At 42.0% G+C, this 12,647-nt stretch carries 13 protein-coding genes; 5 read left to right on the top strand and 8 right to left on the bottom strand.

What is annotated here, in order from left to right; translation table 11 throughout:
• Window positions 1-240 precede the first annotated feature (240 nt).
• Window positions 241-477 carry a hypothetical protein gene (locus SD31_RS07875; protein ID WP_039053733.1) on the top strand — a complete coding sequence of 79 codons (237 nt, stop codon included), beginning with the start codon at window positions 241-243 and terminating at the stop codon, window positions 475-477.
• A 95-nt stretch (window positions 478-572) separates the two neighbouring features.
• On the opposite strand, the gene SD31_RS07870 is transcribed toward SD31_RS07875, so the two are convergent.
• Window positions 573-1,640, bottom strand: a complete 1,068-nt coding sequence (locus SD31_RS07870) for a branched-chain amino acid aminotransferase (RefSeq protein ID WP_039053732.1) — start codon at window positions 1,638-1,640, stop codon at window positions 573-575.
• A gap of 170 nt (window positions 1,641-1,810) precedes the next feature.
• On the opposite strand from SD31_RS07870, the gene SD31_RS07865 reads away from it, so the two are divergent.
• Both SD31_RS07865 and SD31_RS07860 read left to right on the top strand, forming a co-directional pair.
• Window positions 1,811-2,536, top strand: a complete 726-nt coding sequence (locus tag SD31_RS07865; RefSeq protein ID WP_039053731.1) for an outer membrane beta-barrel protein — start codon at window positions 1,811-1,813, stop codon at window positions 2,534-2,536.
• Window positions 2,537-2,557: 21 nt separating this feature from the next.
• Complete coding sequence (locus SD31_RS07860) at window positions 2,558-3,544, top strand: OmpA family protein (RefSeq protein WP_052258774.1); 987 nt, start codon at window positions 2,558-2,560, stop codon at window positions 3,542-3,544.
• A 134-nt stretch (window positions 3,545-3,678) separates the two neighbouring features.
• On the opposite strand, the gene SD31_RS20130 is transcribed toward SD31_RS07860, so the two are convergent.
• The 3 genes from SD31_RS20130 to SD31_RS07845 are packed head-to-tail and all read right to left on the bottom strand — an operon-like array spanning window position 3,679 to window position 8,233.
• Window positions 3,679-3,942, bottom strand: a complete 264-nt coding sequence (locus SD31_RS20130) for a hypothetical protein (protein ID WP_039053730.1) — start codon at window positions 3,940-3,942, stop codon at window positions 3,679-3,681.
• A gap of 4 nt (window positions 3,943-3,946) precedes the next feature.
• Window positions 3,947-6,214 (bottom strand): CHAT domain-containing protein, encoded by a 2,268-nt coding sequence (locus SD31_RS07850; RefSeq protein WP_082021875.1) that lies wholly within the window; start codon window positions 6,212-6,214, stop codon window positions 3,947-3,949.
• Between the two features lie 6 nt (window positions 6,215-6,220).
• Window positions 6,221-8,233, bottom strand: a complete 2,013-nt coding sequence (locus tag SD31_RS07845) for a PKD domain-containing protein (RefSeq protein ID WP_039053728.1) — start codon at window positions 8,231-8,233, stop codon at window positions 6,221-6,223.
• Between the two features lie 71 nt (window positions 8,234-8,304).
• On the opposite strand from SD31_RS07845, the gene SD31_RS07840 reads away from it, so the two are divergent.
• Both SD31_RS07840 and SD31_RS07835 read left to right on the top strand, forming a co-directional pair.
• On the top strand, window positions 8,305-8,859 hold the full coding sequence (locus SD31_RS07840; protein WP_039053727.1) for an RNA polymerase sigma factor: 555 nt from the start codon (window positions 8,305-8,307) through the stop codon (window positions 8,857-8,859).
• A gap of 11 nt (window positions 8,860-8,870) precedes the next feature.
• Complete coding sequence (locus tag SD31_RS07835; protein ID WP_039053726.1) at window positions 8,871-9,590, top strand: hypothetical protein; 720 nt, start codon at window positions 8,871-8,873, stop codon at window positions 9,588-9,590.
• Here SD31_RS07835 and SD31_RS07830 read toward each other — a convergent pair.
• The 4 genes from SD31_RS07830 to SD31_RS07820 all read right to left on the bottom strand — a co-directional run.
• A complete protein-coding gene (locus SD31_RS07830) occupies window positions 9,587-11,104 on the bottom strand; it encodes a GH3 auxin-responsive promoter family protein (RefSeq protein WP_039053725.1) in 1,518 nt (505 codons plus the stop codon). The genes SD31_RS07835 and SD31_RS07830 overlap by 4 nt on opposite strands.
• A 25-nt stretch (window positions 11,105-11,129) precedes the next feature.
• Window positions 11,130-11,864: an LPS export ABC transporter ATP-binding protein gene (gene lptB, locus SD31_RS07825; protein WP_039053724.1), complete on the bottom strand. Its 735-nt coding sequence runs from the start codon at window positions 11,862-11,864 to the stop codon at window positions 11,130-11,132.
• Between the two features lie 31 nt (window positions 11,865-11,895).
• Window positions 11,896-12,129 carry a hypothetical protein gene (locus tag SD31_RS18870; RefSeq protein WP_231561318.1) on the bottom strand — a complete coding sequence of 78 codons (234 nt, stop codon included), beginning with the start codon at window positions 12,127-12,129 and terminating at the stop codon, window positions 11,896-11,898.
• Window positions 12,126-12,647: DHHA1 domain-containing protein (locus tag SD31_RS07820; protein ID WP_231561317.1), on the bottom strand; the 522-nt coding region annotated here is incomplete at its 5' end. The genes SD31_RS07820 and SD31_RS18870, both read right to left, overlap by 4 nt.

The following is a 12,647-nucleotide window of genomic DNA, read 5'->3' as shown; positions in this document are numbered from 1 at the left end:
GCTTGGAACCCTGAAAAAGAAAGCTCAAAAGAAGAATAGGATCTGAAATATTATGCCAGTAGCAGATAGATAACCTCAAGCGCGTCATCCGAGCGTTTGGAGGTCTATGAATCTACGGGGCCATCCCTTCTTATTCCAGAGGACGACAGACCCAAGCAAGACTTTACCGCATCAATCAACCGTAGGATTAAATAATGGACAGAGAAAAGACTCTATGAACGAATTAATCAAGTAGATAAGATGATGAAGGCAGGGCTGTTGGATGAAGTAAATGCGCTCAGGCCTTATCGTCATAAGCCGGCCCTGCTGACGGTAGGCTATAGTGAGCTTTTTGACTATCTAGATGGAAAGGATATCTTTGGTAAGAAGGACAAGTGGATAAAATTCGAAAGCAGAAAMTCAACGCCGTTAATTAGCCAAARGRCACGAAKYAAACGTAGGTTTAAGAATGATGATGGTAATACAACTTGGTGTTGAGCCAAAAGACCTACGATAGGATAATTGATTTTCTAGAGCAAAGCATAAAAAAAGACCTTCCGGATTAAGAAGGTCTTTTGTTGATATATACTAAATTAAACAATGAAATTCCATCCGAAAGGATCCTCAATTTTTCCGTAACGAAGCTGATTAAGGTAATCTAACACCTTATTAGAGAACTCACGGCCTTCTACAGGCGGTAGTGTGTAATCTTTGCCTTCAAATCCTATACGGTCGATGTGGGTGATAGTAGCTGCAGTTCCTGCCGCAAAAGCTTCTGACACCACGCCGGCTTCTATGCCATCAATAAGCTCTTTCACGGACACTTTGCGTTGCTCGGCTTTGTATCCCCATTTTTCGGCAAGTTCCATGATAGTTCTTCTGGTCACACCGTGAAGAATGGTGTCTCCATGAGGGGTTATGATGGCATCACCGATACGGAAGATAAGGTTGGCTGTGCCTGCCTCTTCAATGTATTTATGTTCTTTTGCGTCGGTCCACATGATTTGGTCATATCCTTCGTCGTTGGCAATCTGCGTAGGATATAATGAAAGAGCATAGTTCCCCGCATTTTTTGAGAAACCTACACCACCTTCTGCCGCGCGTGTATAATGCGTCTCTACTTTCAATGATATTGGCTTACTGTAGTACGCTCCTACAGGACATGTGATAATGACAAACTTGTAAGATGCCGAAGGATGCACTCCTAATGCAGCTTCTGTAGCAAACATAAACGGACGGATATATAGCGATGTTCCTTCCTTTGAAGGTACCCAATCACTGTCTATGTCCAACAGTTTTTTAAGTCCTCCTAGGAAGATTTCTTCCGGAACTTCCGGCATCTGAAGACGTGCTGCAGAGCGGTTGAAACGCTCCCAGTTTTTGTCCGGGCGGAAGATGCTGACCGTTCCATCTTCAAATTTATATGCTTTTATACCTTCGAAGATAGCTTGACCATAGTGCAAGGCAGACATCGACGGACTAATAGTCAGGTCACCGTAAGGGACGATGCTGACGTCTTCCCATCTACCGTTGTCATATTCTGCGACCAGCATGTGGTCTGACATGATTTGTCCGAATTTTAAGTTGTTGAAGTCTACTTGCGAGAGTCTTGAAGATTGTGTTGGCTCTACGCGAATTGAAAACTGTTCTGTCGCGCTCATTTCTCTTATTTGTTTTTAATTGGAATGCAAGTTAAAAAAAAAGATTTAGAGCTACTTATTTAAATTTTAAATATGTGGGTAACATTTTCTCATAGCCGTTGATATATAGGTAAAGAAAACAGATTGCTAACTAAAATCTATGACTATGAAAAAATATCTATCTTGCATTAATGTTAATAGGATTTGCATTTTATGCGTTCGCTCAGCAAAGTAAAGGAGATTTCCAAGTGGGAATCTTTGGAGGAGCTTCCAGCCCTTTAAATAAATATAAAAATATAGTCGACACCAAGATGGGGTATCACGGTGGAATATTTATGGACAAATATTTCTCGGGTAACCGCTTAGGATTGGGTATAGATGCTCGATACATCTATAATGGGGTTGCCAAAAACGACAGCGTGGTCTTCCTTAATGGTATGATATCCACACACTATGCGAGTAAAAAGCGGTTTGAAGATTTCGTGTTTTCGTTAGGGCCTACCTATCGTTTTACGGACAACCGTTTTCATGTGGAAGCTTACCTCCGTGGAGGTGTTATGCTGCAGTCTTTTCCAGAATTTGTGACCACCCTGACTTATAAGGATACACGTGGAGTGACCAGCGTGGATGTGCTGAAGACAGTAAATGACGCTTCCAACAAAGCTAATTCATGGGCAGCATTGGCGGGATTGCGTTTCAATTACATGTTTACACCTCAGTTTGGTGCTTATGTCCATGTAGACTATGTGCAGGCATTGGGATCCAAGTTTGGTAGTAAAGAAAGCCGCTTTACTACCGAAGAGTTCAAAGCTGATGCGGAAAACCCTATAACAGCTACTACCGAAGTGATACATCATGGTAATCATTACTTTTTGGATGCTAAAATCGGTAAGAGTATACCGTACATCAGACGTTGAATGCAGGAGTAGGACTGAAATATGACTTTCGGCAAAGGACAGAGGGAAGTAGTGCCTTCAAGACCGCTAAAATATGATGGGGTAAAACCTGTCATCCAAAATAAAGATTTGCAAATCGTGGTTAAAGATAAGCAGACACAACTCGCGTTAAGTGGAGTGACAGTAAGTATTGTGGGAGAGGGAATAGAAGAGCGCTCTATTACTGATGCTAATGGTCAGGCCAATAAGGTTGTTGCTATCAAACCTGGAAATTATGAAGTGATAGGGGAAAAGAATGGAATCAAGACTCCAATTTTATATCTTAGTGCCGAAGATTTTCAGGGCTCTGCAGGTACCATTCTCCGAGAGATATACCACGATGACCCTAGATTTACGCTGATCGGAGAAACTTTCGATTGCGATCTTCAACGTAATTTGCCTAACATATCTACCGTTTTGACCAATACAGAAACTAAGATGAATGTAAGTCAAATTTCAGACGCTGAAGGTAAATTTATCTATCAATTGGAGCAGAATAGCGACTATAGCGTCGTGGCTAACCAACAAGGACGTTATTCGCAGACTGAATTTGTAAGTACTAAAGGACTTGATCGTAGTCAGACACTATACGTAACCCTGAAATTAGGCGTATGTGAATTGAAAAACGATGCAGAATTCGTACTAAAAAATATATTCTATGATTTCGACAAGAGTGGCATACGTCCGGATGCGGCCTTGGTATTGGATAATGTTGTCGCTATCCTGAAGCAGAATCCTACTTTGAAAATAGAACTATCTTCGCATACAGATAGCCGTGGTAACGACGACTATAACCTCAAGCTGTCACAACGCCGTGCCGATGCAGCAGTAAAATATATTGTGTCGAAAGGAATATCTGCTTCTCGTGTAGTTGCTAAAGGGTATGGAGAGAAGCGCCTTTTAAATAGATGTGGTAATGGGGTACAATGTTCGGAAGAAGAACATCAGATTAATCGCCGTACAGAAATTAAAATCTTAGAATATCATTAATCAATTATAATTATCTAACTACCTAATTATGAAAAACATGTATAGAGGGAAAGGGTATCGCAAGCTTAAAAGAAAATGGATTGTGATAGGGAAGTTTATTTTGGGATTCTTTGTCTATCTCTATGATAGAGCCATCAAACCTTTGTGAGTTTGCGACGAAGGAAAAACAGACCAAGTAAGGTCATAGAAATCACACAAGCTAGCGGAAGTGGGTTTGAAGTTTCTTTCAAGCCTACTTCGTTATTTATGCCGGTATAATTGATATTAGCCCAATACCATGGATTGGCCTGTAGCACACCGCCCTCCTTAAGATACTGCCTTTTGGCTTCGGCCAATGCTTCCATGGGGTAAGGACATTTTTTTAGCTGATCATAGAATTTAGCCGTCAGCTGCAGCATTGCTTCATCGTTGGCAAACCAATAGGTAGATATAACCGAGGGAACATTTTTGCTTAAAAAAACAACGCTGTATGCTAGCTGTGCCTTCTGACGGTAAAGGCTTGCCGCTTCCCGTATTACATGCCGAAAGAAATACCAATGGTGTCTTTATCTCGTAGAATCGTAGCTGATTGATGGAAATAGGTTGATGTAGATAGAGGTAAGGAGCTTCGGTGCTATCCAAAATGGTGTGTGCTGCAATATGAATAAGGTTGGACCTGTTGAAGGCCTGTTTTAACGACTTGTCGTTTTGTTGCAAAGGGGAGTAAGACTCCGTTTTGAATGTCTTTTTCAGATTTTTGACCTCTTGATTTACAAAAGGAAGCTTAGGCAGCGGAGAAGGGTAATCCGACCTATAGAATACTGCTACGGCAGCTTTTTGTGCTTCTTCCCTATGGTGCAGGAAATCGAAAAGTAAGAAGGAATTGAGATAAGCCATGTTGTATTGTTGCACCAGAAAGCTGTTGTGGTGATATAAAGCATCGAAAGGTAGGCCATAAAGAGAGCCGTCCAATGATAGGAAAATATTGCATTCTGTTTCTGGCAGGTTGGGCAACAAACGCTTGGCTATGCTACTGCTTTCTTCTCTGTATTTGGTAGGGTTGTTATTGTAGGAATTAGGAGAGTCACCGAAATATTCTTTCTTTAAAAGTTCGATTTTAGAGAGAAAGGAGGTGTCATTCACTTGATAGAAAGATATCTTTTTTCTCGACGAATTAAGGATGCTTATTTTGTTGTCTTTATGGATATAGTAAGCATAATAGCTGTTGTCGGTTTGCTGAACCCTTTGTAGAAAGTCTTCTTTTTTAGGGTTGAAATGAATTTTTTCGAAGTAGCGTTCCGACAGCTGAAAGTCCGTCTTTAGTTTCTCTATTTCCACGAGGTAGGCATTTCGCAATTTAGGGTCTACCGTCGCGTCGTACTGTTGGTAGAGCAGTCTGATTTGCTGTAGAGCCTCTTTCAGTTTATCATCTGCAGCTGTCCATTGGTCGGAGCGGTGAATCTCGTTGATGAGGAGACGTGCCTTGCTCAGCTCAATACACCATAATAGAGTTTCGGCATACGTTTGTTGTGGTAACGAAGGAGCGCTTAGATATAAGGCAATAAGCTCTTCGAGAATATCTTTATTCCATCTGTTGTTGCGTATCTGATCCTGTGCACTTGTAATCAGCTGCTGCGTACGGAAATCGTTTTCTATTGCCCACTCGTAATAGTAGAAGGCTGAGTCTAGTATTTTTTGCCGAGCGAAGCATCTTGCCTGTCCCAGCAGAGCATAAGTGTATTTGTAATCCAATACATATTTTTCACCACTTTTTCGGAAATGTGCTGCGGAAAGTTTATACTGCTGAAGGGCATTTCCCCAATTCTTTAGCGCGAGATAAATGTTGGCAAGGCTGAGGCAGGCATTGCCCTTTGTACGATATTGTGAGTGAGGAAAGTGTCTCTCCAAAATATCTATAGATTTTTGTGCTTGGGATATATTGTTGTTTAGTTCGGCAGCTTGTGTCAGTGCAGAGCAGTACCATACCAATGTGTCTCCGTATAGTTTATGCTTTTCGAAAGCACGGATTGCCAAAGTGTTGAAACGAGAGCTTGTGGCGGTGTCTTGTTGCTGCTCTTTTATTTGCGAAGCAGTATTGTATAGCAAAGCTTTTGTCAAAGATTCGTTGAGATGAGGTAAAATGTCGGTTACCAGACTATCGGCCTTCTCGAAATCCATGTTATACAGATACGCATTAGCTAAATTGTTGACGAGGCCGGCTTTTTGTTCATAGGCTGTAGGAGGATAGTCAGCCAGGAGATTTTCAAGTAAGGAAATAGCTTTTTGATGGTCGTCTACGTGGATATACAGGGTAGCTAGAGGTTTAATGATATACAATGCAAAATCCAGGTTTTGGATGCTATGTTCCTTTACAAAGTTGAGCGCACGTTCGTAATATTGTATGCTTTTGAAATGGTTTCCCTGTTCGCGGAGGCTATAAGCCATGTATAGCAGTCCGTAGGCATAGATTTCCTTTTCTTCATCCGTTTGAGGCTGTAGATGAAGACTATTCAGAAAAGAATCCGGGTTGGAGATATAGAGTTCGGGATGGTTTTCCGTGATATCTTCAAATTTTTCAAAAGAAATCTTTTGTTTGGCATTTTCTGGCGCCGCAGATGAGGGCTTATTCTGCTCGCAAGAAACCAAACATATTAGTAAGGTTAGTAATGTCGCTATTCTAGCTCTCAACATCAGCTTTTAAAACCTCCAAATTCCGTAAATGCCGCTATAGGTTTTTTGATTTTTGTCGTAGGCTACACGGAATCCCAACGCAGGCCCCATATAAACTTTTCCTACATTGATATCGAAAAAAGGATTGTATTTCCAGGAGCTGTTCTCTTTTAGAAGCGTTGGATTTTCTACAGTAAACACATTTTCTTCCGTACCTTGGGCTGTAAGATAATAATAATTTTTAGTGCTTGATGCTTGAGTATTTATGTCTTTGCGTATGGAAACTCCACCTCCTATAGAAATAAAAGAATTTATGTTATAGCGCAGTTGTACAGGCAATTGAAAAGACACAAAGGTCCTGCTTTCGGTGCTGTCCATAGCTCTATATTCGTATTTCATATATCTTCCATTTTCTTGGACTTCAATCACCCCCTGTTCGTTGATGAGGTCGGTGTTGCTTTCCCTATTATAGAATGAAGAATATATTTCTACTTGCCAGAAAGGCTTCTTGTAAGGAGCCATAGGAGCAAGGCCGAATCCTAGCTGAATTCCCGGCTTGAATTGGTGTTTTAAGGTATGCTCTTTGGGCGTTCCAAATGTGGCTGAAGACCCTATGGTCACTATGGGTGACCAAATCTGACGGAATCTAGACGTCGAAATATTAGTAGTAATAGGTGGATTGTTGTCAAAATAGATGTCCGTATAAGACTGGAACGATTTGTTTTTGAATTTCTTCTTTTCCATGTCTATTTCAAAGAGAATAAAACCTTTGGAGCTGTCCGGGTCAGTCAATGTTTTGGAGGCTGTTCCTGGCAAGGCTATATCTTTGAAATGAAACACCAGCGTTCCATTGTCTTTGATGTAATATTGATAGCATCCCATGGCGTTGAGGGTGGCACAGGTGTCACACTTAGGATAAAGAGATTTAAGCCGGAATGTTTCTTTCCGCACTTCGGGAGGAAGAAACATTTCTAACCTTACATGGCGTGCATCACCTTCTCCATCGTTTTGAAACTGAACCTTGTAGGTTAAGGTTTTGTTTTTAGATTGGAAGCGGTAGCTCATCCGTGCCGGCCGCACCGACATCTTGTTAGGGTCATGCGATTTTACGACAGGGATATCTACCTGATGGACATTGGCGATTCCGTCTTCTGGAAGGAACACTCCTGTAATCGTCACAATGGCGTTGGTATCTACCAGCATATTTTCTGTCACATCTAGATTGATGAGCGAAAACTGCTTCTCGCTTTGTGAAGGATCCACGTCGTAAGCAGCAATGGAGTTGTAGGCTCCATATAGGTTTTTAAAATAGTTTATAGCCTGTTGGGATGAGCTGAAGGTAGAGACCTCTTTAATCCCGTAGTCCGGACTTCCGGTTTTGGTGAAGGTAGACTGCTTTACGTTTGCCCACATACTGTTGAGGCTCTCTTTCTGTACCAGAGAGTCTATCGTTTCCTTATAGTATTGACTTTGGTATGCATATCTGAAGCCATCCAGCCCTGCGACTTTTTCGTTGGAGAGGATAAATATTTTCCCTTTTCGGCCTTCGGTATTTATTCCCACGACCAACTGCATATCTTCGCCGGGTTTAGCATCGGAAAGTTTGTAGATCTGAAATATGCCATTCGAGGAGAAGAAATTTTCTTCGAAATAGTTGGGGGATACCTTGGCGATGGCCGAGCTGCCGCTTTTAATTTGAATAGTCTTTTTTGGTCTTTTGGGTTTGGGACCATAGTCGTAGTTGTTTACGGCGTATACTGAAACCTCATACTGTCCCGGCTTGGCATATACATGCGTGGGTTCTGCCTGGGTGCTGAAATGACCGTCACCGAAGTCCCACAGATATTTATAGTAGGGTGTCCGTCCTCCTGGAATCTGTACGAGTGGCCGTAAAATAGGCTTAAACTGGAAAACGCCGTCCTGTTCATGCACTTCAATACGGCTTTCGAAGGTGTCTACCTGTACAATAAGGTTGTTTTCCTGCGCTATACATAGCCCGCACAGTAAGGTAAATATTAGTGATAGTAACAGTCTTATCATGGCTTTAGGTTCGTTAACATAATTGTTTAACGAGAAATATTATTAAATTTACTAAGTAATTGCCAATTTAAATGCATATAGACCAAATTTATATACAATACCTAAAAGAAAACAACAGCAAAGGCATTCAATTAATATATAATAAATATGCTAAGCAAATTGTTACCCTCATTGTGAAAAATAGTGGGACCGAAGACGATGGTTACGACATTTTTCAGGAGGCCTTGGTAGATATTTATCATATGGCTCAAGAGAAAGATTTCGTGCTAACGACCAGCTTTGGGGCCTTTCTGAGTATAGTATGCAAAAGAAAATGGCTTAACGCGTTGAAAAAAAATCAACGTATGCCGGTAACAAATCTCGAACAAAGTGTATTATATGTTGAAGATGATTCCTCCAAACAGTGGGATGATATGCTGGAAAAGGTGGATAAAGAGAATAGGGTAATGGCTTTACTCAACACAATGGGTGAGAGCTGTCAGCAGATTATCAAGCGATGTATGACGGAAAAACATCAGGAAAAGATTGCGGAAGCGTTGGGAATAAGTTATGCCTATTTGCGGAAGAAGAAAAGTGAATGTATGGCTACACTCATCAGAAAGGTAAAAGAAAGCGGTTTATTTTAAGACTTTATGCAATGGAAAAGTTAACGGACAAGATTCAGGATTATATTGACGGTTTGTTGGATGGCGACGAACTTCAAGCCTTTGAACAGAAACTGAGGGAGGATGAAGATTTCAGAAATCTGGTCTATCTGCAGCGTGAAGTAAATGATATTATCCATAAGCGGGTGAATTCGGGCGAGCAGGATTTGAGAATCTCCTTACGTGCTGCCGAACAAGAGACAAGGTCGCATGATGGGGCTACCCCACTTATCAAGAAGATAAAACCGCTGATTGCTGTGGTGAGTGCTGCCTGTCTGTTTGTCGTAGGTTACCTTTTCTTTACGAACAGCAATAGCTCTCTATATGAACTTCCTGCCATGCAGTCAGAGGTGGTGCGTGGAGAGGAAGCTGTAGTGCGATACGAGGAGGCCGTTCGTCTATATAATGCCAAGTCCTATAAGGAATCCCGTAAAATGTTGAATCAGCTTATTCAAGAAGAGCCCGAAGTAGTACAATATCAATATTATGCAGCCTTGACCTATGTGGGAGAGAAGAAATGGAAGGAGGCGCTGAAAGCTTTAGAGCCCGTAGCTTTTGGGACCTCTATCTTTCAAGAGGAAGCAACCTACTATATGGCGGTATGCCACCATAAGGAAGGTAATGATGCCGAGGCCAAAAGACTTCTTCAGACCATCTCTTCTCAAGGTAAAATAGGTGAGAAGGCAAAGAAGCTGTTGAAAAAAATCGATTAAGGTCTGTTGATGATTTTCAGCAGAGAGTCCAAATACTGACGGTCATTAGCTAGGCGAGGTACTTTGTTTTGTCCGCCCAGCTTGCCACGAGATTTCATCCATAGGTAGAAAGTGTTGTCTGGTGCGTTGTGGATTACCGGCTTACGAAGAGCAAGGTCTTTGAAACGTTTAGCATCGTAATCGGAATTTATCTCTCTAAGCTTGCTGTCTAAGGTCTCACAGAATTTGTTAAAATCTGTCGGTTGTTTTTCGAACTCTATAATCCATTCGTGGGCACCGGCCTCGTTATCTCCAAAATATACAGGACCGGCGGTATAGTCACGGATGATGGCATCAGTGACTTCACATGCGGCCTTGAGAGCCTGCTCGGCATTATCTACGATGACTTCTTCTCCGAAGGTGTTGATGAATTGCTTTGTACGTCCAGAGATTTGAAATCTGTATGGCGATAGCGAGGTGAACCGTATGGTGTCACCGATTTTATAGCGCCATAGTCCCGCATTAGTGGATATGACTAACGCATAATTTTTCCCTATTTCCACTTCACTTAAGCTTAACGTCTGCGGATGTTCATCGTTTAAGTTTTCTATGGGTAAGAATTCGTAATATATGCCGTAATCCAACATAAGCAACAGATCTTCCGAATCCGACTGATCCTGCAGGCCAAAGTATCCTTCCGAAGCGTTATAATTTTCCAAATAATACATGTTGTCGGAAGGTATTAAGCGTTTGAACTGCTCACGGTACGGTTTGAAGCTCACACCACCATGGCCATAGAATTCCAAATTAGGCCACACTTCCAAGAGATTGTCTTTCCCTGTGATTTCGAGGATACGTTTTGCCATGACGATGTTCCACGTTGGTACACCCGCCAAGCTGGTGACATTTTCTTTAATGGTGAGCTGTGCGATCTGTTCTATCTTTTCTTCGAAATTAGGATTTAGCGTAACTTCCAAGTTCGGGGTACGCAGAAATTCGGCCCAGAAAGGCAGGTTGCGTATCAGGATAGATGAAAGGTCTCCATAATAAGAGTCGGGGCTGAAGTTGTTGATCTGTGAAGAGCCTCCAATGACCACCGACTTGCCCGTAAAAACCTTATTGTTAGGTCTGTTGTGGCAATAGATAGTAAGCATATCCTTCCCTCCTTGGTAGTGGCATTCTTCCAAGGCTTCAATACTGACAGGGATGAATTTGCTGCGGTCTGAAGTTGTTCCGGACGACTTGGCAAACCATTTGATGTCTGAAGGCCATAGCAAATTTTGCTCTCCTTTAATCATACGGTCAACGTATCCTTTGATGTCGTCGTAGTCACTTATGGGAACGCGGTTTTTATATTCTTCGGGTGTAAAAATACTTTTGTAGTCGTATTTTTTGCCCCACTCAGTTGCTTCTGCAGCAGAAATTAAGTTTTGGAACCATTCTTCTTGTACGTCATGCGGATATTTGATAAAGAGTTCAATCTGATGAATTCTCTTTTGCATTATCCAAGTAAAGATCGAATTGAGTATGGCCATAACTTAATTGTAATACTGCTTTAAATTAAAGTTTTTTCCTACGTAATACAAAATTCTGACCCAAGTAAAATTTACGGGCCATTTCATTTTCTGCGATCTCTTCGGGACTACCGGTGAGCATAATTTTACCTTCTGTAAGAAGGTATGCTCTGTCGGTAATGGATAAGGTTTCTTGCACGTTGTGATCTGTGATAAGCACACCGATATTTTTGGCTTTCAGCTTAGAAACGATAGACTGTATTTCTTCTACGGCGATAGGGTCAACGCCGGCGAAAGGTTCGTCCAGAAGGATAAACTTAGGATTGGCGGCAAGGGCTCTGGCGATTTCCGTACGACGGCGTTCTCCCCCGGAAAGAAGGTCACCCCGATTTTTTCTTACTCTATGGAGGCTGAATTCCGTCAGTAACTCCTCCAGCTTTGCCATACGCTCTTCCTTGTTGGGATAATGTATTTCCAGAACAGCTAAAATATTGTTCTCCACCGATAGCTTGCGGAACACCGATGCTTCTTGTGCTAGATAGCCTATACCTTTCTGAGCACGTTTGAACATGGCGTCTTTGGTAATTTCCTCGTCATTGAGATATACGTGCCCCGAGTTAGGCTTTATCAGGCCTACAATCATATAGAACGAGGTGGTCTTACCGGCACCATTGGGGCCCAGCAGCCCAACAATTTCTCCCTGTTCGACATGAAACGACACGTCGTTCACAACAGTACGTTGCTTATATATCTTGACGAGATTTTCTGCTCTAAGTATCATGAACTAATATTTCCGCTAAATGCAAATATATCTAATATCGTATAGCTTTAATATTTAATTGTAAATTCTTTTTACCTCTCCAGTTGTTTTCTTCTATGGTATAGCAGATGTCGAAAGGTTTTTGCATCGCTATATGGTCGAAATGTTCGGCCAGTCCAAAAGCGATACAGTCAAAACTTGGAGAGTTATGCTGTGTAATACAGAGTTTAAGATGATTGTTGCCTACGACGTATGGTGTGCCCAACACACGGACATTGGTAGTCATGAAGATAGGGCTTCATTCTGAGGGCCGAAAGGTTCGAACTGTTTGAGAATGCGGAACAGTTTGGCATCAATGTCTTGAAGCTGTATTTCAAGATCAATGCTTACTTCCTGTTGTAGCATTTCGGGTTTAATGGTGCGTTGCACCACAGCCTCAAAGCGCTCTTGAAAGAGGGTTATATTTTCCTCCCGCATGGTAAGCCCTGCGGCATACTTGTGACCACCGAACTGTTCGAGGAGATCGCTGCATTCGCTCAAAGCCTCATATAAGTCAAAACCCAGTACCGAGCGGGCAGATCCAGCAATATGTCCGTTTGTCCTTGTCAGGATTACGGTAGGCCGATAGTATTTTTCCGTAAGACGGGATGCTACGATACCTATAACGCCCTTATGCCAGTCGGCCTTATAAAGCACCGTCGATTTGCGGGAAAGGTTCTGATGGGAGGATTCTATAATCTGCAAGGCCTCCTTCGTGATGGTAAGATCAAGATCTTTACGTTGGTTGTTCTGATCGTCTACGGC

The sequence above is a fragment of the Sphingobacterium sp. T2 genome, from assembly GCF_000814685.1.
Classification (GTDB): domain Bacteria; phylum Bacteroidota; class Bacteroidia; order Sphingobacteriales; family Sphingobacteriaceae; genus Sphingobacterium; species Sphingobacterium thermophilum.
This window is presented reverse-complemented; position numbering and strand designations above follow the sequence as displayed.

Coding starts and splice junctions, on each gene's coding strand:
- SD31_RS07870 (WP_039053732.1), bottom strand. CDS start 1,640: ATGAGCGCGACAGAACAGTTTTCAATTCGCGTAGAGCCAACACAATCT.
- SD31_RS07865 (WP_039053731.1), top strand. CDS start 1,811: ATGTTAATAGGATTTGCATTTTATGCGTTCGCTCAGCAAAGTAAAGGA.
- SD31_RS07860 (WP_052258774.1), top strand. CDS start 2,558: ATGACTTTCGGCAAAGGACAGAGGGAAGTAGTGCCTTCAAGACCGCTA.
- SD31_RS20130 (WP_039053730.1), bottom strand. CDS start 3,942: ATGCTGCAGCTGACGGCTAAATTCTATGATCAGCTAAAAAAATGTCCT.
- SD31_RS07850 (WP_082021875.1), bottom strand. CDS start 6,214: ATGTTGAGAGCTAGAATAGCGACATTACTAACCTTACTAATATGTTTG.
- SD31_RS07845 (WP_039053728.1), bottom strand. CDS start 8,233: ATGATAAGACTGTTACTATCACTAATATTTACCTTACTGTGCGGGCTA.
- SD31_RS07840 (WP_039053727.1), top strand. CDS start 8,305: ATGCATATAGACCAAATTTATATACAATACCTAAAAGAAAACAACAGC.
- SD31_RS07835 (WP_039053726.1), top strand. CDS start 8,871: ATGGAAAAGTTAACGGACAAGATTCAGGATTATATTGACGGTTTGTTG.
- SD31_RS07830 (WP_039053725.1), bottom strand. CDS start 11,104: ATGGCCATACTCAATTCGATCTTTACTTGGATAATGCAAAAGAGAATT.
- lptB (WP_039053724.1), bottom strand. CDS start 11,864: ATGATACTTAGAGCAGAAAATCTCGTCAAGATATATAAGCAACGTACT.
- SD31_RS18870 (WP_231561318.1), bottom strand. CDS start 12,129: ATGACTACCAATGTCCGTGTGTTGGGCACACCATACGTCGTAGGCAAC.